The 22,138-nt window shown below is 42.4% G+C and carries 12 protein-coding genes; 6 read left to right on the top strand and 6 right to left on the bottom strand.

Going from position 1 to position 22,138, the window contains the following annotated elements:
* Positions 1-3: 3 nt before the first annotated feature.
* The 6 genes from ABJK37_RS00260 to ABJK37_RS00285 form a co-directional block, all read right to left on the bottom strand.
* Positions 4-1,779 (bottom strand): endo-beta-N-acetylglucosaminidase, encoded by a 1,776-nt coding sequence (locus ABJK37_RS00260; RefSeq protein WP_348348888.1) that lies wholly within the window; start codon positions 1,777-1,779, stop codon positions 4-6.
* Positions 1,776-2,759 (bottom strand): N(4)-(beta-N-acetylglucosaminyl)-L-asparaginase, encoded by a 984-nt coding sequence (locus tag ABJK37_RS00265; RefSeq protein ID WP_348348890.1) that lies wholly within the window; start codon positions 2,757-2,759, stop codon positions 1,776-1,778. The genes ABJK37_RS00260 and ABJK37_RS00265 overlap by 4 nt, the downstream gene beginning before the upstream one ends.
* Positions 2,752-3,678 (bottom strand): BadF/BadG/BcrA/BcrD ATPase family protein, encoded by a 927-nt coding sequence (locus ABJK37_RS00270; RefSeq protein ID WP_348348892.1) that lies wholly within the window; start codon positions 3,676-3,678, stop codon positions 2,752-2,754. The genes ABJK37_RS00265 and ABJK37_RS00270 overlap by 8 nt, the downstream gene beginning before the upstream one ends.
* A 219-nt stretch (positions 3,679-3,897) precedes the next feature.
* Complete coding sequence (locus ABJK37_RS00275; protein WP_348348894.1) at positions 3,898-6,798, bottom strand: discoidin domain-containing protein; 2,901 nt, start codon at positions 6,796-6,798, stop codon at positions 3,898-3,900.
* Positions 6,799-6,869: 71 nt separating this feature from the next.
* Complete coding sequence (locus tag ABJK37_RS00280) at positions 6,870-9,776, bottom strand: TonB-dependent receptor (protein WP_348348896.1); 2,907 nt, start codon at positions 9,774-9,776, stop codon at positions 6,870-6,872.
* A 598-nt stretch (positions 9,777-10,374) separates the two neighbouring features.
* Positions 10,375-11,388: a LacI family DNA-binding transcriptional regulator gene (locus ABJK37_RS00285; RefSeq protein ID WP_348348898.1), complete on the bottom strand. Its 1,014-nt coding sequence runs from the start codon at positions 11,386-11,388 to the stop codon at positions 10,375-10,377.
* Between the two features lie 377 nt (positions 11,389-11,765).
* Here ABJK37_RS00285 and ABJK37_RS00290 point away from each other — a divergent pair, with 377 nt between their 5' ends.
* The 6 genes from ABJK37_RS00290 to ABJK37_RS00315 are packed head-to-tail and all read left to right on the top strand — an operon-like array spanning position 11,766 to position 22,128.
* Positions 11,766-14,123, top strand: coding sequence for a GH92 family glycosyl hydrolase (locus ABJK37_RS00290; protein ID WP_348348900.1), 2,358 nt, complete (start codon positions 11,766-11,768; stop codon positions 14,121-14,123).
* Entirely contained in the window at positions 14,124-15,395 is a 1,272-nt protein-coding gene (locus tag ABJK37_RS00295) for a sugar MFS transporter (protein WP_348348902.1), read from the top strand.
* Positions 15,392-16,405 carry a carbohydrate kinase gene (locus ABJK37_RS00300; RefSeq protein WP_348348904.1) on the top strand — a complete coding sequence of 338 codons (1,014 nt, stop codon included), beginning with the start codon at positions 15,392-15,394 and terminating at the stop codon, positions 16,403-16,405. Before ABJK37_RS00295 ends, ABJK37_RS00300 begins: the two co-directional genes overlap by 4 nt.
* Positions 16,402-17,574 (top strand): AGE family epimerase/isomerase, encoded by a 1,173-nt coding sequence (locus tag ABJK37_RS00305; protein ID WP_348348906.1) that lies wholly within the window; start codon positions 16,402-16,404, stop codon positions 17,572-17,574. Before ABJK37_RS00300 ends, ABJK37_RS00305 begins: the two co-directional genes overlap by 4 nt.
* 6 nt (positions 17,575-17,580) lie before the next feature.
* Positions 17,581-19,860, top strand: coding sequence for a GH92 family glycosyl hydrolase (locus ABJK37_RS00310; RefSeq protein ID WP_348348908.1), 2,280 nt, complete (start codon positions 17,581-17,583; stop codon positions 19,858-19,860).
* A 15-nt stretch (positions 19,861-19,875) separates the two neighbouring features.
* A complete protein-coding gene (locus ABJK37_RS00315; protein WP_348348910.1) occupies positions 19,876-22,128 on the top strand; it encodes a GH92 family glycosyl hydrolase in 2,253 nt (750 codons plus the stop codon).
* Positions 22,129-22,138 lie beyond the last annotated feature (10 nt).

The raw sequence follows: 22,138 nt of genomic DNA on the forward strand, positions 1-22,138 counted from the left end.
CACTTAATACAACGCCAACTTACCGATTTTCAGATTCACTGTTTGACCTACTTGCGGAGTCAACTCTAGGCCAACTTGGGTGATGTTTTCTGGCTTTTCCATGGGTACAACAAAGTGATAACTTTGCCAGCCATTTGGGTGCGACTTAGCTTGCTTATTTTTCAAGTTATAACGCAGGGTTTCACCTTTGTCGGAAGTGGTATATACAGATAAATCAGCGGTGTTGCCCTGGGCAATAATTTCTATATTTTTTACTTTTTGAATATGAACGCGAGTAAAAAATAACGGGATAGTGGCTTTTCCAGATCCGGTTTGCCCTTCAATACTTAACGCGCTGCCACCTTGATAGGCCGCTTCAAAACTATAATAAGGTTGAATGCTGGAATCAGCGTCTTCATCTAACACCGCAAACTGCCAAGTAGGTAATAAACTCTGTTTGTTGATATTGGTCCAAGGGCCACTTTTAGCCTGACCTTGCTCAAACCAAAATTTGCCTTGTCCGGTATTAAAGTGGGTCACTAAAGGCAAACTAGTAATAACTGATTTGGCCGCTAAGTAACTATCAATGCCTGACCATCCTTGCTTATCCTTTTTGGCACTATTTAAATCATCACCGCTAAACAAACGTTGCTCGGTTGCATAAAAACGTCGGTAGTCATCAGGGTTGGTTTTAAATTGACTAAATGCCGGCGTATGAGGTTCACCGTCAAAATTAAAATTTAAGTTGGGGGCAAATAAAGCTATCGAAGATAACGCTTCGCCCGTTTCTGGATCAAATAACCACTCAAGCCATTGGCTGCGACTAAAGGAACGCTGTGCATTTCTACTAGGCCATAAGTCGGCACCAAAGTACACGTCATAAGGAGAGCGTTTAAGGGCTTTGACGCGTTTATGGGAATTAAGCAACATTTCTTTATTCCACCAGTAATTTATAAATATGGCGTCGGCGCTAGGCACAGCGGCTTGTAGAAAGTCCTGATTGTTTACATTGATTTCATTTTGCCATTTCACTTGGCCGTTGCGTAACATAGAATCGTACCAGTGAATTTCCATCCCTTGGGGCGCAATAGCCGTTAGGTACTGCATAAACTGCAGCATTTTTTCGCCAAGCTCTGCGCCACGTTTGGGATCCGATTGCCCTTTTACGAGTTGGTTGTTTTCATCTTTAACAGCAGTTAGGTTGGTTTCTTGATTCATCAACCATCCATCAAATCCATAATAATTGGCAATTTCAACTAGCCGATGAGCAAACACAAATCGTCCATGTTGGTCTTGTTCTAACAACGTTTCTACCGTATCCGGATTGCCCCCCCACTGAGCGACACCTAAAAAGATAGAACCTATCACTTTGACGCCATTTTTGTGGGCTGTATCTACCCATGGTTTAGCGGGGATCTGAACCGTATGATCGGCTGTACCAGCAAACCAATTCAGCACATCAATTTGTGCCCAATGGGTAAAGTTGTACAAATTAAACTTAGGCTGAGTTCCTAAATAATTGCCGAAATTATTCATACCGTCTGGGGCATACAACACTTTAGCGCGGGTGTCTAAGTTAGGCATATTTCCATGAAGTTGTGCATCGACTCTTCTGGCCAAAGCAATGCTGGCAACGTTTTCTGTTGCTGCGAATTGACTATCGGGAGTCCAGTTTTTGGCCTGCTCAAGCGTAAGTGCAAAAGGCGCGGCATTCGCTGTTATTTTGGCCGTTGTTTCTGCTGGTAGTGGCTGGCAAAACAGAGTTAACGCACCAAATACAGCGAAAAAATATTTTCTCATGCTTTGTTTTCCAACAGGTTTTTAGCATCGATTAACTGTTCACCTTGAACATCTCTCACTGCATAATTGAAACCAGACTGAATACAAAATGCGCCGTATTCGCCCTGCTTGTTTAAAGCCAGAAAGCCAACTTGGAATTGTTCAAAATCATCTAGTTTGTTAGCGATTCGTTGTACAGCTTGACGGCAAGCTTCTTGTGGAGATGCTCCTTGGCGCATAAGCTCTACTACTAAATGACATCCCACTGTTTTCATCATTAGTTCACCCATGCCTGTGGCGGTAGCCGCGCCCACTTCGTTGTCGACATACAAACCTGCACCTATGATGGGTGAGTCACCAACACGACCAGGTAGCTTGTATGCCGCCCCACTTGTAGTACAAGCTCCTGATAAATTACCTTCGTTATCCAACGCCAGCATGCCAATCGTGTCGTGATTTTCAATATTGATGAGTTTTTTTGCTTGGCCTGATTTCAACCAATTTTGCCAATCTAATTTTGATTCTTCGGTAAGTAAGTTTTCTTCAATGAAACCTTGTTGTTTGGCAAATTGTTGCGCACCTTCACCTACCAACATGACATGAGGTGTATCGTCCATGACTTTTCGGGCAACTGAAATCGGGTGTTTAATATTCTGCAAGTAAGCCACCGAGCCACAATTCATATATTCATCCATGATGCAGGCGTCTAATGTGACTTTGCCACTGCTATCCGGATAACCACCTAAACCTACTGTTCGCACTTTAGGATCCGCCTCGGGAATACGCACTCCAGTTTCTACGGCGTCAATCGCACGTCCGTTGTTAGCTAGAACTTGCCAAGCAGCTTCATTGGCGGCTAAGCCGTGCTGCCAGGTGGATACCACTATGGGCTTTTGGCTTTTTTTGATATTTTTAGCCGATACGGAATTGCTAGTTGAAAATACCAATCCTAATGCGCTGCCTATGGCAGATAATTTTAAAAAATCTCTTCTATTAGCCATTGATTACCGCCATTTGTTGTTGTGCCAATAACATTGCACCGTATTCCGGTGAAAATTTGGGTTCGACTACATGGAGTCTTAATTTAGGGTCTAGCCATTTTTGAAGCGGTGGTGCGACTCCGCCAACAAAGGCAATGGAATGCGCACCACCGGCAAGAAAGCGTTTCATAACGGTATTGATAAAATCAGCACCTTGTTTAATCAAACTAATAGCGAGTTCATCGCCACTATCTGCATGGCTGAAGACCAAAGGTGCGTATTTGGCAAATTCAAAAGACTGAGCATTATTGAGACGTGTAGCAAGTGAAATGACATTCTCTTTACCCAAAACCGCTTGGGTCATGGATGTACTTGGTCCTACTTGATCATTATCGAGCAGAATTGCCTTTATGGCTTCCAATCCAAACCAACTGCCGCTGCAAGTGGCATTGATAGGAAAACCATAACCACCAATGGATATTTGTTTGCCATCAACCATAGCAAGTGCACTAAAACCAGTGCCTAAAATGATAACTGCACCATTTTTTTGAGGGTGCGCGCCTATTACAGCCGCATGTATATCAGTAGTCACATGCAAAAATTGAAACGGATGTTGCCACCTTCCCATATTTTCTTGCATGGCAGGCAGGTGTAAACCAGCTAACCCAGCCCCTACAATTAGTTGGCTAGGTTGGCACTGAATTTTCGCGTGTCCAATAGCCTGTGCAATGGCATCGGTAATAGAAATTTTCGTTTGTTCAAGGCCATTAACGGGATTAGCTGATCCACTTACCCCAGAACCAAGCAATTGTTTCTCTGAGTTGTAAATATTTGCTCTGCATTGTGTTCCACCTCCATCTATTCCGACCAAATAGCTAGGCTTAGGCGAGTGGCATTCTGTATCTGTAGTGGTGCGTTTCAAAGGCGTTACTTCATCCATAATTAGGTTAATATTTTCGTCTATTTTCTGTTGTTCAAACCGTTAACTTAGTCTTTATCACTGCACACATTCTGGAATTGGGTTAGAAAAAAGTACTTGGATTTGTTCATTCCCTACTCAAGTTCACTTATTAGGATTTAGAAAATACACGAAAAGACTAGCTGTCGACTCTACAAGCCGACAGCTAATTATTATTAGAGGTGTTAATCCTCTAGGAACTTAAAGCTCAGGGCCAATAAGTTCAATTTCGGCGATTTGCATCAAGGTATCGTCGCCTTTGTTTTTAGTAATGTTTAAGCGATAAGTTGTATATGCAAAACCATTACCCATTTCAAACAACTTGCGTTCGAAACGGCTATCAAAAGACTCGCCTATCCAACTTGAAATGGGATGCCATGTCACACCACCATCATTTGAACCCACTAAGTTGAAGTTTTCAGGGTCGCGACCATCAGCATCGTTGGCACTGGTGATAGCGATACTAGTCACTATTCTCGCGTTGCTAAAATCAAGCTGTACCCAAGAAGGATCTTCAACTGTTGGTGCGCCCGCCCAATCGTTGTGATCAAGCCACTTAGTCTCAATATTGCCATCAAAAGCCATTGTCTCTGCTTCACCATCACCGATACGGTTACGGGCAGTGATGACCACATCGGCAGCAGATGAATGATCAACAGACGAGTACTGAGGTCCTAACAATTCAATTTCGGCCACTTGCATTAAGGTGTCATCACCTTTGTTTTTAGTGATATTCAAACGGTAGAAACTAAAACCTAGGTCATTGCCAAAACTAAACTGTTTTCGTTCAAAACGTTCATCAAAGCTTTCACCTATCCAGCTATTGAGTACTATCCAATTTTCACCGTCATTTGAAGCCAGTAGATCAAAGTTTTCAGGATCTCGAGCAGCTGCGTCATTGGCACTCACAATACCCAGTTTGTTGACTGTTGCGGCTTCAGGAAGTTGTATTTGAACCCAAGATGGGTCTTCCACTGTTGGTGCACCTGACCAATCGTTGTGATCAAGCCATTTGGTTTCAACATCGCCATCAAATGCCTTAGTCTCCGCTTCACCATCACCAATACGGTTACGAGCGGTAATCATTGCACCCTCTGTTCTGCCATGATTTAACCCTGCCAAAACAGGACCTATAAACTCAATTTCCGCCACTTGCATTAAAGTATCATCACCTTTGTTTTTGGTGATATTTAAGCGATAGGTTTCAAAAGCTAAGATATTATCAACACTAAACAACTTGCGCTCAAAACGTTCGTCAAATGCTTCCCCTAACCATTCGCCCAAAACTGTCCATGTTACTCCGCCATCATTTGAAGCAACTAGAGTGAAATTTTCAGGGTCACGACCATCTGCGTCATTAGCACTGGTAATAGCCAGAGAGTTAACCGCTACAGCTTCTGGAAAGTCAATTTGCACCCAAGAAGGATCTTCGACCGTTGGCGCACCTGACCAATCGTTATGATCAAGCCATTTAGTTTCGGCGTTACCGTCGAATGCCATAGTTGGAGCTTCACCATCACTAATGTAGTTGCGGGCAGTAATCACACCGGTTCCAACTGGTTTAGTATGATCGACACTTGCATGGATAGGACCAACTAACTGAATTTCAGCAATCTGCATTAAAGTGTCATCACCCTTATTTTTGGTGATATTTAAGCGGTAGTAAGAATATTCAATACCATTACTAAACCTAAACTCTTTGCGTTGGAATCTTTCATCGAATGACTCACCAAGGAAACTTGCCAGCGTCACCCAATTCACACCATCATTAGAAGCTGCCAAATTAAAGTTTTCTGGATCGCGACCATCGGCATCATTAGCGCTAGTAATAAAAAGACTATTTACGGCATGAGCTTCTGCGAATTGCACTTGCACCCATGAAGGATCGTCAACCGTTGGTGCCCCAGCCCAATCGTTGTGATCAAGCCATTTGGTTTCAAGGTCTCCGTCAAATGCCTTGGATTCCGCTTCACCATCACCAATCCTATTACGAGCAGTAATAATTGCTGTTGCCATGTTTTCAGCCGTGGTCACTTCTTGCACTGGACCACCACTTGAGACGTCATCAAGGAAAGTTAATTCAACATCAATGACTTGCTCTGCTGTTACACCCAACTCCGCTAAAAATGGTACCGCTTTTACTGACGCTAACAAACGTTCACGTATAGGCGCTAATGCAAATGCATCACCAGCGACTGCAGCTTGTATACGCGCTGCAGTTTCTCTGTATAGTGCGTTAAAACCTTCAAATTCACTGATGTTGGCGAAAGCTGCATTGGCCAGTGAAACTTTAATCAAGTCACTATCTGCCAAAACGTCTGTACATTCTTCAACATCAACAGGATTTCCTTCGTCATCCACTATGGGATTACCATCTTCGTCCACAGATGGCACCATTTGACAATCTTCATCCACGACAAAGTTCTCGTAAGATTCAGCACTGATCATTTGGGTTTGATAAACATTGGTTCCCGGCGAAAATACACCAAGCGCTTTCAATGTTGTTGCTGAAAACTCTTCCAACGCCAATTCAAATAGTTGTCTTACTGCAACGTTTCTGCCTTCGCTTACAGCTTGTTCGATCAAAGTTGTCGCTATGGTAGTGAATGCATTAGCGTTAAAAGTCGCGTCTGCAGTACCGTTTGCCTGGCTGTAAAGAGGCACATTCACATAGGTCAAAGTGGTCAAGTTAGAGCCCGTTAAAGGACTGCCACTTAGGGTTTCCCCCATGCCAACACTGGCACAAGTAATAGCATCACAAGTCATTTGTGTACCGCTGTCTGCGGCAACTGTAATTTTGAACATGCTGTCTATTCCAAACCCAGCATTAGCTTGCACTTCCAGATTAACGGTTCCGTCTGCGTTGGTTTGATTGGTTGACAAGATACTAATATCTGCACCGTTCATCTGCTGTACACTGACAACCGCATTACTTAGGGTACCTTTTATGGCACTTCCGGAAATATCAGCCGATGTCACTTTATTAGTCGCTGCTCGCTCTGGTATATCTGTAGCGACAGGGTCATCCGCACTACAACCGAATAACGTGCTGATTGACAACAGCAAAGCGGCTGACGTTTTATTGATTTTGAGCTTTTTCATTGTAATTCCTCTATCCAATCTGTTTTGTAGGACGCCAAAGACCGCTGAATCTTTGGCACACCGCTAATTTCTTAGAATCTGTAATTAATGCCAGCGTAGATGCGGCGCCCACTGTAACTATTTGAAATAAATCTATTTTTCGTATCATTACCTAAATGAGTGTAACTTTCTGATTCGGTTAAATTGATAACAGAAGCTGATAGCACAAGATCTTCAGTAATGTTGTAGCTGCCGTTTATGTCAATTTGTTCATAAGTGTCGGTATAGAAGTTAAGATCCCAAGACGTCACTAAGCCACCAATAGTGGGTCCACGTTCGTTATATGACGCACGTACACTAAACAAGTCGTTTTCAAAAAAGATTGAAAAGTTTCCTTGGTATTCAGAGCTACCAGTAAGAGGCGACTCGCCAACTTTGGCACCGTCAACAGAAACATCGGCCTGATTGGTAAGGTTGCGGGTATAATTACCATAGATACCAAAACCGTTATCAAAGAAGTGTTGGAACGCATACTCCACCCCTTTAGAGGTGGCGTTGGTACCATTAGCAGAAGTAGAGAAATCCCTAACGGCTATGTCTCCACCAACGTTAATTGTCTGGCCATTAACAGTAAAAGATTGCTCAGGTACGCTACGTTGCACATCTAAAATTAAAGGCACCACAAAGTTGTCAACATCTTTGTGGAAAAACGCAACACTTGCTCCCGAGCCGTCGCCATAATAATACTCAATAGATAGGTCAAACTGAACTGCCTCAAAGGGCTCAAGAGAGGAGTTACCGCCACTTCCTGACCAACCTTCGCTATCGGTATCCGGATTGAAGTCATCACGGGCACTTGAATCAGCGGCCCACTCTGCAGAGCGATATGTCAATGTTTGGAATTGACCTAAATCGTCGTAACCAGGGCGTGCGATGACTTTTGCAGCCGCTCCCCGAAAGACCCAGTTTTCTTTAAAGTCCCAAGCTATGTTAAAACTAGGTAAGACCTCTGTCTTATCTTCACTTTTAGGAATAATCAAAATATCTTGCTGAATAGCGGTATCGAATGGAATGTCCACGCCATCGACGTCAGTGCGGTCTAACCTATACTCAAACCTATCACTTGCGGTACTAGTAGTAGTGGTTTGAATGACTCTTAAACCAAAGTTACCGCGTAATTCCTTCCATGAGTAATCGGCTTGAGCGTATGCTGCAAAAATTTCTTCTTCAACTTCGTACACATAGTCAGGTTCATAACGGGTGTAAGGCTTAAAGTTTTTGTTCAGCTCTGCCTGATATTTATGCCAATCCACAGCAGGGAAAACATTGACATTAATGACGTCAGACAAATTTCCTAAAGGTGCATCTGGCAACACATCTAAAATGTTAGGTATTCCACCATTGCGTGAATAATCATCTTCCAGCGTAATACCTCCAGGGCTGGCTTCTCCTGCAGCAATATCAAAATCTGGATCTAAGTAAAAGGTATTACGAGTATCACGGCGTATTGCACCTTTACGATACTTAGCACCAAAATGTAGACTTTCAATAACATTCCACCCTACATACCAATCAACATCGACTTGTGCGTAATCCTCTTCTTGAGTGCCACCAACAAAACTAGAGTCTGTTGCCCCCACATCAGGCTCACCTCCAATGCCTGCTTTGAGATTATTAAACATCTCAGGGTCCATATAGGTAATCAATTCTTGATTTTCAAAACTCCAACCAAAAAACTGCGAACTGTTTTGTTGTTGAACATTTGATCCAGAATAATAGGCTGCGCGATATTTTTCAGAAGGACCACCTTCAGATTCGGTATGACCCACGACAAATTTTACTTTGTAATCGTCGGTTTCATAATTGGCAAAAAAATCAAACGTATCTGATGTCGATTCTTCAATAACAAATTCACCATTAATTCTTGGTATTTGCGCGATTTGTTCAGTGCCTCCAGCACCAACACTATAATCAATGCCTGTGACATATTGCGCATCGGCGTCGACATGAACATCGGTCCAATATTTGGAATTATTATGCCATTCTGGGTATTCGAGCTGGTGTAAGATGGAGTCCAACCCCAATTTGAAGCCAAAATAATTAAACCCAAGTTCCAAGTTCTCTGTTGGCCTCCACTGAGTGGTAAATTGTACCCCAGTGCGTTGTCTGTCTTCTTCTAATACCAATTGTCTAAAACTTTGAGGTGAATAACCTGTAGCACCGCCTTCTACAGGTTGGCCATTAACCATTTCAGAATATAGATAGTTTTGATTAATAATATTAACGGCTGAGGTTTGGGTACGATTGGTTCTTACTTGATTGGTATAACTCACTAAGATACCAAAGTCTTCGTCATCATTTTTCCAAGAATAAATCCCACTAAATTGAGGCTCAAATTTATCAGTGATATCTGCGTATGTGTATTCCACATTCACTGCACCTGAGTTCTGTTCCATATCCAGAGGTTTGCGGCTATGTACTATAACCGTGCCGCCTACGCCGCCCTCATCTAAGCGAGCTTGGGCCGATTTAAATACTTCTACCTTTCCAACTAAGTTAGAAGGAAGTAAGTCATATGAAAACGAGCGAGTTGGTGCTCCAGGTGAGGAAGCAATAAAATTACCGTTCAATTGGGTAAAGGTTAGGTCTGAGGACAAACCACGAATACTGACAGAGGTACCTTCACCACCGCTACGCTGAATGACGACACCAGGTACACGTTGCAATGAATCAGCAACGTTTTTGTCTGGAAACTTACCGATGTCTTCAGCGGTTATTGCATCAACTACCGAATTAGAAAGTCGTTTAATGGCTAAGTTTTCTGCTGCACTGGCTCGTATACCACGAATTTCTATGACCTCTTCAGCATCGGTCTCGGTTTGAGTTTGTTGAGCATGACTCGTTCCAATGACGCCAAAAACTGCCGCGCATATTAGTGATCTTTTAAATAGAGTAGATACGGCATACACATCCGATTTACGCTTGATATTGGTTCTCATGATTTTTCCTCTATGAAGGTTCTTTTTGTAGCCTCGTTCACAATGACTCCCCTTTCTACGTTCTTTTCACACCAACTCACACCATCAAAGTGTTGCGATTCATACAAAACCGCATCACCGTTTCCATCTATAAAATGCAATCGATTACATTAAAGATGTGAAATAATGCCTATATTTTATATTTATTATGGGGTTGGTAGTAATTTTTTATTTTCATTTAAATTTTATTTTTACTGTAATCGATTGCATCACAATCATAGTCATGGTGTATTTTGTTGTCAACTGATAACAAACATTTTTGTACAAATATTTAACATTCAGCTTTTAAAAATTACAAAAACTCTGTGACATAGACCTAATTCGGCGAGTTTATTTTCTATTTGCATATAATTTGAAAGAATCAAAATACAAAGGTTGTAGCTTTAAAGATGATTTGTTTTGAGTTTGGAACACCGTCTTAGGTAGTAGGATAAGCGTATTAGCTTTTGCGAAAGTGTATAATGAAAAGCCATGATGTAGCATGAAAAAAACACTTACGTCTATGATTTATTTGATTTTTTCTAATTTACAATTATGCAAAGGACATGGATTTGAAAGATTAAAAATCGGGATTAACTGGACCGCTACTTTCTCTTTCTAGCATATTATAAGGAAAGATCTCCCTGCTACGCTTTAAAGGTACGCCATTAATAATTTGCAATACCACTTCTACTGCCTTACGACCCATTTCATGGGCTGGTTGGTCAATAGTAGTCAGTGGTGGATCAATAAAAGCTGAAACCTTGATGTTATCAAACCCCACAACTGAAACATCTTGAGGTACACGAATGCCCATACGTTTTAGCTCGAACACTGCGCCAAGGGCAATGTCATCATTGAAACATAAGATAGCAGTAGGCCTATTGTCTTTTGCCATTAAGTCACGCACACCTTGCTGACCCATTTCGATAGAGTAAGCACCTCCAACAATCATGTCGTCATCAAAACTAATACCTTCAGAAGCAAATACGTCTTTAATACCCGCTAATCTATCCAAATGTATTTGGCTGTCTTTTTGCCCTGCAATGATCCCAAATTTTTGATGTTCGTAATTAACTAGGTGTTTAGCTAAAGAACGGGTTGCGGCGTAGTTGTCTAATTCAATAACAGGAAACTCTTTGTCACCCATAATCCTCTCACATACACTTACAACAGGTACACGCTCAGCTAGATGTGCGTCGTTAGCCGAAAAAGGAAAAGAGTGGTCGAGATGTATTAGCCCATCGGCTCTATTTGATAAAACCATACCCGCAATTTCATGTTCCCTTGCAGGCTCTCCTTGGGTATCACCGAGTAAAACAGAATAACCTTGCTCGTGCGCTGCTTGTTCAATGCCTTGAATGATCCGCAAGAAAAATGGGTTACTTAGATTAGGGACCAACACAACAAGTGAATTGGATTTACCTGTCTTGACACTAGATGCCAGCATATTCGGGCGATAACCAGACTCTTGCACAGCCTTAAAAACGCGCTCTCGAGTTTTAGCCGAGACTAATTCAGGGTTTTTCAACGCACGGGAAACCGTTGCGGTTGAAACACCGGCTAATCTGCATACTTCTTTTACCGTGGTCATCTAAAATTTTCAGTCCAGTTGGTACCCAAAAACACGTGTTACTGCGTGGGTAGATATCTCAAATGTAACCGAGTACATTCAATTCGACAAGCCATTCATCACTTATTTTAAAGATATAAATACAATTTTATGACATCTTAGGGATTAGAAAAATGACAATATATTATATTTTAATCATTTTATTCATATAGTTAGAGTTTAATTAGTGATTAACTCGAATCTAGTTGAATATTCGATATTGTTGTTATAATATTGTTATAATGTAATCGATTGCAATATACCAAAATAATTTGGTTTCGTATATTACTTTTTACCTGAACCTTACAGCATTTGGACTAATCGTCTCCACATGAGTTGTCTTTGGAAGAATTTTTAAAATGAATACACTATCAAAATACTATTTAACTGTCGCGGTGCTTTTAGCTGGATGTTCAGCCGAAAAATCAATTGAGAAACCAATCGAGAAAAGCCCAGTAAACTTAGTCAAAGAAAACCTCGTACAATACGTCAACCCTTTAATGGGAACAGATTCTGAATTTAGCCTATCAAATGGCAATACTTACCCTGCAATCACTAAGCCATGGGCCATGAATTCTTGGACCCCTATGACCGCGCCTATTGGCGATGGTTGGACATATAAGTATGACGACAACAAAATCCGAGGCATCAAACAAACTCACCAACCAAGTCCATGGTTAAATGATTATGGCGCATTTGCGTTTATGCCTATCACAGGAGAACTGAAATTTAGTGAAGATGATCGAGCTTCTTGGTTTTCCCACAAAGCTGAACAAGCCTCTCCCGATTATTACCGCGTTTATTTAGCCGATCATGACGTTGTAGCAGAACTTGCACCTAGTGACAGAGGGGCACAGTTTCGCTTCACTTTCCCCGACGCAGAGCGATCTTATATTGTTTTGGATGCCTTTAAAAAAGGCTCTATGGTTAAGATATTTCCAAAACAAAGAAAAGTAGTTGGATATGCCCGAAATAACCACGGCGGTGTGCCAGATAATTTTCATAATTATTTCGTTGCAGTTTTTGATAAAGATTTTGAGGTAACCCATACCTGGCATGATGATTACACTCTCAAGGCAGATACACTAGAAAATGAAGGAGATCATGTTGGCGCTATATTAGGTTTTAAAACCAAGCGCGGTGAACAAGTCAATGTAAAAGTAGCGTCCTCTTTTATTAGCCTCGAACAGGCAGAACTTAATCTGCAACGAGAGATTGGCGCAGACAATTTCGATGAAACGCGAGCCAAAGCTAACGAGGCGTGGCAACAAGAACTAAGTAAAATTCGCATAGAAGACAGCAATATTGATAACGTCCGAACGTTTTATTCTTCTCTATACCGCGTATTGCAATTCCCACGTAAGTTTTTCGAGTATGACGCCAACAATCAAATAACCCATTACAGTCCATATAACGGCCAAGTATTACCAGGTTATATGTTCACCGACAATGGCTTTTGGGACACCTTTAGAGCGGTTTTTCCATTCTTCAATATGATGTACCCCGAGTTGAATTCACAAATTATGCAAGGGTTAGCCAATACTTATAAAGAATCTGGCTGGCTACCAGAGTGGGCCAGTCCTGGTCACCGAGGGGTGATGATAGGCTCGAACTCAGCAATTAACATTACTGATGCTTACCTCAAGGGCAATGCCGCTACCGACATTGATACGCTTTATGCCGCCGTCTTAAAAAACGCTGAAATCAATGAAGGCCGACCTGTGAGTTCGGTTGGCAGAGAAGGTGTAGATTATTATAACAAACTCGGTTACGTGCCCTATGACGTTGGGATCCATGAAAATGCTGCGCGTACATTAGAATATGCCTTCGCTGACTTCAATTTGTACCAACTTGCTAAAAAATTAGGTAAAAATGAAGACGCCGCTAAATTTAAGGCGCGTTCACTCAACTATAAAAACCTATTTGATCCTGAAACTGGCTGGATGCGCGGAAAAAATGCAGATGGCAGTTTTCAATCACCGTTCAATCCTCTCAAGTGGGGTGATGCATTCACGGAAGGAAACAGTTTGCATTACACATGGTCAGTGTTTCACGACATTGAAGGACTAAAACAGCTAATGGGAGGTACTGAGAAATTTGCAGCCAAGTTAGATGCTGTGTTTGACATGCCCCCCTTATTCGATGATTCATATTATGGATTCACGATTCATGAAATACGCGAGATGCAAATAGTCAATATGGGTAACTACGCCCATGGTAACCAGCCAATTCAACATATGGCTTACCTATATAACTATGCCTCGCAACCATGGAAAACCCAGCAAAAAGTGCGAGAAGTGATGGATTCACTCTACTCAGCGACACCTGATGGTTATTGTGGTGATGAAGACAATGGCCAAACATCTGCTTGGTATGTGTTTAGTTCAATTGGATTTTATCCGGTTACACCGGGCGTTGACCAATACGTTTTTGGCGGCCCATTATTTGACAAAGTGTCGTTACAGCTTGAAAACGGCAATACATTTGAAATAACCGCGAAGAATAATGTTGAAAATAATAAATATGTGCAGAAAACGTTACTCAATGGCACTCCCCATGAAAAAACATGGTTGTCATATGAGGCTGTTCAGCAAGGTGGACGACTGACTTTTGAAATGTCTGATACACCTAACGTTAATTGGGCAACAGATCTCAACGCATATCCTTATTCAATGTCATTACACGACACCACAAACGACCTAAAAGGGGCTAAATAAATGGCGGGTTCAATTCCTAATTCTGGATTAAGTAGTACAGGCGCGCCATCAAACAGGCGCTTCGCATTTATTGTTATGACCTCCTTGTTTTTTATTTGGGGATTTATTACGGCACTAAATGATGTACTGATCCCACATTTAAAAGCTGCTTTTGAGTTAAGCTATTTAGAAGCCGGACTCGTACAATTCTGCTTTTTTGGTGCCTACTTTGTGGTATCGCCCTTTGCTGGTCGTTTAATTGAAAAAGTGGGCTTCAAGAAAGGGGTGATCTTTGGGCTACTTGGTATAGCTGCAGGTTGCTGTATTTTTTATCCTGCTGCCGAGCTTGAAATTTACTTTGTGTTTTTGTTTGCATTATTTGTGTTAGCTTCAGGGATCACAATTTTGCAAGTGTCAGCCAATCCATACGTGGTTATTCTAGGTGAAGCTCGCACTGCAGCAAGCCGTCTCAACTTAGCCCAAGCGATTAATTCATTAGGTCACACTCTAGGTCCAATGTTTGGCGCGGCCTTAATCTTTGGTGGCGCAGCTGTTGTGACCGCTGAAGCCGTGCAGTTACCTTATATAATTCTCGCGGGTGTGGCATTAGCTACAGCTGGCATTTTTACGTTCTTAAAACTGCCTGTGATTGAAAATACCGAAACGACGTCTCAATCAGACACCGGTAATGACTCTGTATGGCAACACAAAAGACTAGTATTCGGTGCCATAGCCATATTTATGTATGTGGGTGCAGAAGTGTCAGTAGGTAGCTATTTGGTCAATTATTTTGCTGAATCGCATATTATGTCGATGAATAACTATGAAGCCAGTAAAATGATTTCCTATTATTGGGGTGCCGCACTTATTGGACGCTTTATTGGAGCAGCCCTTACTTATTTTATCAAACCAAACATCATTCTTGCGGTAAACAGTGTTTTAGCCATTGCCTGTATTTTTATGTCTGTCAGCAGCGAAGGTCCTGTCGCTATGTGGACCATATTAGCCGTAGGTTTGTTTAATTCTATTATGTTTCCCACCATTTTCTCTTTAGCCATCACTGGACTTGGAAAATTAACCAGTCGCGGTTCGGGTTTGTTAGTTCAGGGCATAGTTGGCGGTGCTTTATTACCTCTATTACAGGGATTAGTCGCCGACCTTAGTTCAGTACAAATGAGCTTTTTAGTGCCGGCATGCGCTTACATTTATATCAGTTGGTACGCTCTATCTGGTTCAAAAACAGATGCAGCAGATACGGCAGCAATTAACCAAGCTGAGGAACAAAAGGTATGAGACCCGTTTTATGCTTTGGCGAAGCCTTAATTGATTTTCTACACCAAGATGTGATTGAGCAAGACAAATTGACCTTACCGTCATTTCGACAATATCCTGGTGGCGCGCCTGCCAATTCGGCAGTGGCAGTCGCTAAATTAGGCGGTAGCGCTAAATTTGCAGGGCAAGTAGGTAAAGACGCATTCGGCGACTTTTTACAAAATGCTCTTTCGCAATACGCTGTCGATACCGAGTTATTAGCTCGACACCCAACTGCAAAAACCGCCTTAGCCTTTGTGATGCTTGATGACACTGGGGACCGCAGCTTTTCCTTTTACAGGGACAACAGTGCTGATGTTTTATTCACTCGCCAACAAGTAGATGCTAGGTGGTTTGTAGACTCTCCTGTCTTTCATTTTTGTAGTAACACCTTAACCACCGCAGATATTGCCTCTTGTACCCGTGAAATAGTCTCTCAGGCAAGAGCCCAGCAGTGTCTTGTAAGCTTTGATGTCAATCTGCGTCATAACCTTTGGGAAGGCGGACAGGCCAATCGAACACTAGTTAACGAATTGGTATTCCAATCACACTTAGTGAAACTCTCAAAAGATGAGTTTGATTACCTCAGTGAAGGACAATCCGAATCCTATATTGCACGGTGTTTAGCCGAGCATTGTGAATTGTTAGTCATAACCGATGGTGAAGCGCCGATTGACTATCATTATGCAGGTCATCATGGACAGGTGGTCCCACCTAAAATAAAAGCCGTAGATACCACTGCAGGCGGTGACGGATTTATTGGCGGCATGTTATTTCTGTTGAGTCATTTGAGCGACCCTATTAAAGCCCTGACTTCTAATCAGACAGTATCCGAAGTGCTCGCCTTTGCCAGTTGTTGCGGCGCCATTGCCGTCAGCCAACCAGGCGCTTTTCCAGCGTTACCCTCTTTTCAGGCCGCAAGTGATTTACATACTCAAACCGGTTTCAATGCTGATGCTATCAGCCAACTTCTCCAAGGGAAGCTATTATGAATTTTTATGATCAAACATTTTTGCTAAAACACTGTCAGGACATTTTGGATTTTTACGATCCTAATGTTATCGATCCTAATGGTGGTTACCATCAAAATTACAAAGACGATGGCACTGTGTTTGCTCCTGGTTTTAAACAATTGGTCAGCAGTACCCGAATCATAGTGAACTATGCTACAGCCGCAAAAGTGCTGAATCGCCCCGACTATATCGATGTTGCTAAACATGGTTTAGCCTTCCTTGAAAATCAACATTGGTGCGAAGAAGCCGGAGGTTATGCCTGGACCATACAAGACAACCAAGCTCAAGACATGACACAACAAGCTTACGGTTATGCCTTTGTACTGCTCGCTTACGCGGCTTGTAAAAAAGCCTATATTATCGATAACAATGATCCCTTAGATAAGGTCTATCAGCAACTAGAAGAGCGTTTCTGGTTACCTGAACATGGTCTCTACGCCGACGAAATTAGCGCAGATGGAGTGGTAAGTGACTACCGTGGCCAAAATTCCAATATGCATATGTGTGAGGCTATGCTGGCCGCATACGAAGCAAGCAACGATAAAAAGTTCCTTGAACGTGCCACTACATTGGCAGAAAACATCGCATTCAAACAAGCGGCTTTAACCGACAATCTAATTTGGGAACATTATAAAACCGACTTCCAACCCGATTGGGAATACAACAAAGACGATCCTAAAAACTTGTATCGTCCTTGGGGATTTCAGCCAGGTCACCAAACCGAGTGGAGCAAATTGTTACTCACATTGCACAAACATTCTGCGGATCCTAAATGGGTAGAACAAGCCAAACAATTGTTTGAGCGAGCTTACGAAAAGTCTTGGGACAAAGAGCATGGTGGGCTGATCTACGGCTTTGCCCCAAATGGTGAATGTTGTGACGATGATAAATATTTTTGGGTACAAGCCGAAAGTTTTGCGGCTGCATCCATGTTGTACAAAGTGACAAAAGAGCAGCAGTTTCTCGATGCTTATCAAGCGCTGTGGCAATACAGTTGGCAACATATGGTCGATCATCAATACGGTGCTTGGTTTCGGGTGCTACACAAAGACAATAGCAAATACTCAGATGAAAAAAGTGCCGCTGGTTCTAAGTGTGATTACCATACTTTAGGCGCCTGCTTTGAAGTACTTAAAACGCTAGGCTAAATAATAATGAAGAAAAATCGCACATTGAAAAAGGCCCCCCTCCCCTACTTGTTGTTTGTAGTCGCTTCGGTAGGTTTAGTAGCATGTAACCTTGTAACAAAGCCGCAGCAAGCCGCTATTGCTACTAATCAAACCGAAAACAAAGCGTTTGACCCAACGGATTTTGTTGACGTTTTTATTGGTACAGACGGAAAAGGTAAAACCTTTCCAGGTGCCACCGTTCCCCATGGAATGGTGCAACTGAGCCCAGACAATGGACGCACCGGTTGGGACTGGATAGCAGGCTATTTTTATCCAGACAATGTCATCGCGGGTTTTAGTCACACCCATCTTTCTGGCACTGGTGCGGGCGACTTGTACGATATTTCGTTTATGCCAATGACCAAGCCAGCTAAACGACTCGAATTAGAAGGAGGCCCCAAACAAGGCGTTATAGCCTCGCATTTTTCTCATCAACAAGAGTCTGCATCACCTGGATATTATCAGGTGATGCTGGACGACTACGCCATACAAGTTGAATTAACAGCCGGGTTACGTACTGGTTATCAGCGTTATAATTATGCCGCTGACACTCAAACTGGTGTCGTCAGGCTAGATCTTGGATACAGTAGAAATTGGGATAAAACCTTAGGTTCATCTATCCAAATTATTGATGAACACACCATAGCTGGCTACCGCAAATCGACGGGTTGGGCGCCTGATCAACGAGTGTATTTTTACACAAGATTCTCCGCACCAATCAAAGATTATGTCATCCACAAAGACGGCCAACCAAACGCAGGTACAAGCCATCAAGGTGTCGCTATTGCGGGGCAATTTGAATTTGACCTGAGTCAATCCAAAATAGTGGAAGTACGCACCGCTATCAGCTCAGTCAGCATAGATAACGCCAAAAATAATTTTCTGGCAGAAGGTATCAACAAAACCTTTGAGCAGACTCGAAATGAAGCCAAACAAGCTTGGAAAAACGAACTCAGCAAAGTTGAAATCCAAGCAGATACCGACAATATGCGCCAATTCTATACGGCTATGTATCACGCTTCTCTTGCTCCACGGGTATTTTCAGATTCTGACGGTCGTTATAAAGGTCCAGACGGTAATATTCATACTAGCAGTGGCTTTGCTAAAAACGGCGAGCCTAGGTACGAGTTTTTCTCTCTGTGGGATACATTCAGAGCCTTACACCCTTGGAAAACCATAGTGGATCCTGATCGCAGCAGCCAAATGATGACCTCCATTATGGATCATTATAAGGTTGCCAGTAGACTACCTGTTTGGAACTTTCAGGGCAATGAAACAGACATGATGATGGGCTACCACAGTGTGCCCGTATTAGTCGATGCCTATAAAAAAGGCTTATTAAAAGAAGATCCCAAAGACATTTTGGATGCGGCGATTCAAAGCGCAACACAACAAAAGTTTGGCCTTGCAAGTTACCAAGAACTGGGCTTTGTGCCTTTTGAAGAACGTAAATGGAATGTGTCTCTTACTCTTGAATATGCCTTTGATGATTGGGCTATTGCCGCGTTAGCCAAAGATTTGGGCGAAGACGCTTTATACCAGCAATTTACTAAACGTGCCCAAAACTATCGTAAACACTTTGATCCGCAAACGGGCTTTATGCGCGCTTTAGACCAGCAAGGTGAATTTCGACTACCCTTTGATGAAAATGCTTATCATCCTGAAGATTATTGCGAGGCCAATGCTTGGCAATATAGTTTTTTTGTGCCCCATGACATCGAAGGCCTAGTCACACTAATGGGAGGTAACACTGCCTTTACTAATAAACTAGACACTATGTTTGAAGTGGAACAAAGCATGGACGACGTACCTGAGTGGATATCAGGTTATATAGGTCAGTATGTGCATGGAAATGAGCCTAGCCATCATGTGCCCTATTTGTATTCTTTTGTAGAGCAGCCCCACAAAACACAGGCATTAGTCAGAAAAATAATGGATGATCTCTATACAACTAAGCCAGATGGACTTGCAGGTAATGAAGACGCTGGGCAAATGTCAGCTTGGTATCTTTTTAGTGCCCTGGGCTTTTACCCAGTTAACCCTGTATCAGGTCACTATGTTTTAGGTAGCCCTGAGATTAATAATGCAGTGCTCAATTTAGACAATGGCAACACCTTTAAAGTGAGGGCTGAAAATCAGTCTGATAAAAATGTCTACGTTAAAAAAGCCATACTTAATGGCCAAGAACTAAAACGGATATTTATAACCCACCAAGAAATAATGGCCGGTGGTGAATTAGTCTTCATTATGAGTCCTACACACTAGAATAAGAGCAACCTAATGCAAATATTTTCCAAACGGATCCCTATTTTCTGTATGTTATTGGCTGGCCTGTCAGTTCAGGCCAAGCAGCCTACTGACTACGTTAATCCTTTTATCGGCACCTCAAACTTTGGTGCAACCCATCCTGGTGCACAATATCCTCATGCACTAACATCAGTATCGCCTTTTAATGTCGCCCATCGTCCCGACCTAAATAAGTTCGAAAAAGATGCAGCATGGAATTCTCGGGTTTATGTCGATGACAATGCTTTTTTGACAGGTTTCAGTCATGTTAATTTAAGTGGTGTCGGGTGTCCGGACTTAGGTGTAGTCTTGCTGATGCCTACCACGGGAGAGTTAGAATTAGATCCTCAAAAATATGGTTCAAGCTATAAAAACCAACAAGCGACACCAGGTTATTACAGCAATGAATTACAAAAATATGCCATCAAGACAGAAGCCACCAGCACCCAAAGAACCGGTTTAAGTCGTTATACTTTCCCGGCAGGTCAGGCCAATATTATTCTTAATCTTGGTCTTGGTTTAAGCAATGAGACAGGTGGTGCGTTACGTATAGTGTCGGATCGTGAAATCGAAGGCAGTCGCACAATTGGCACGTTTTGTTACAACCCTGAAGATGTGCGCCCGGTATATTTTGTAGCGCAGTTTAGTCATGCTGCCAAACGCTTCGGCGGTTTTAAAAAAATGCCCAAATACACTGGTGTTGAAGGCGAATGGATAGGCCATAACGACACCATTAAACCTTATCCTAATTACCGTCAGATATTAGCCGGTGATGAAATTGGTGCCTACTTCAGTTTTGATACTCAAGCCGATGAAACCCTGCAAGTAAAAGTGGGAATTTCTTACGTTAGCATCGACAATGCCCGAGAAAACCTCAAAGCAGAGCAACCTAATTTTGATTTTGAAAAAACCAAAATGGCTGCCGAACATGCATGGAATAGCTTACTAAAGCGCATTCAACTCAAAGGCACTGACCAAAACAAAACCCTGTTTTATAGCGCCCTATACCACAGCCTCATTCACCCTAGTATCATTCAAGATGTCAATGGCGATTACCCGCTTATGCAGGCAAACCGCAAGACCTCTGGGCCACTATTTGGCAATATCAAAAACAGCGGAGAAAAAAACCGCTACTCGGTGTATTCACTTTGGGATAGCAATCGTAATGTTCACCCGCTACTAAGCCTGATTTATCCTGAGATACAATCGGAAATGATGGCCACAATGGTCGCGATGTATAACGAAAGTGGTTGGTTGCCTAAGTGGGAATTATTAGGCATGGAAACGCAGGTGATGGTGGGCGACCCGGCGACTGTGGTGCTAGCCGATACGTATTTGCGAGGCATTCAAGATTTCGATATCAACACTGCTTACGCTGCCATGAAAAAATCGGCTGATGCCACTTCAAATAATCCATTACGCCCAGAAAACCAAGATTATTTACACTTAGGTTACGTACCTGTTGATGATGAAGGCCCCTATGATGGCAGTGTCTCAACTAGCCTTGAATACTACTTAGCTGATTTTAATTTGGGTGTTTTGGCGCAAACATTAGGGAAAACCAAAGATGCAGAAACGTATTTAGCCAGAGCTCAGGGGTATCGCAAATTATTTGACCCACAAACAGGTATGTTACGCCCTAAAAAACACGATGGCAGTTGGTATACGCCTTACGATCCACAACTTGGACGAAACTTCGAACCCGCTCCCGGCTATATTGAAGGTAATGCTTGGAACTATCGTTTTTATGTCCCCCACGACATTCCTGGATTAATTGCCTTATTGGGCGGTGAAGACAACTTTATTGAGCAGCTAGCAGCGACTTTTACCACTAACAATTACGACATGGCTAATGAACCAGATATAACTTATCCATACTTATTTAATTATGTGCCTGAACAGGCGGCAAAATCCAGAGAAAAAGTTAGCGCACTTATCAAACAGCACTACCACAACACAGCTGGCGGCATACCTGGCAATGATGATGCAGGTACCCTTTCGTCATGGCTAATATTCAGCATGATGGGATTTTACCCAACGGCCCCTGGCATTATGGAGTATGCCCTTGTTGCCCCGGCCTTTGACGAAATTAAGATCCACTTAAGTGACAAGTATTATGCAGGAAAACCTTTAATAATAAGGCCTGTAGAAGGTGAGCAGTCACACTTCAATGGTAATAATTTAGACAAGGCATTTATTAGCCATAAGTTATTAACACAAGGTGGTGAGCTCAGACTTGCAAACTAACTTTAGACTC

Origin of the sequence: Paraglaciecola sp., from assembly GCF_039964565.1 — a bacterium.
GTDB lineage: Bacteria > Pseudomonadota > Gammaproteobacteria > Enterobacterales > Alteromonadaceae > Paraglaciecola.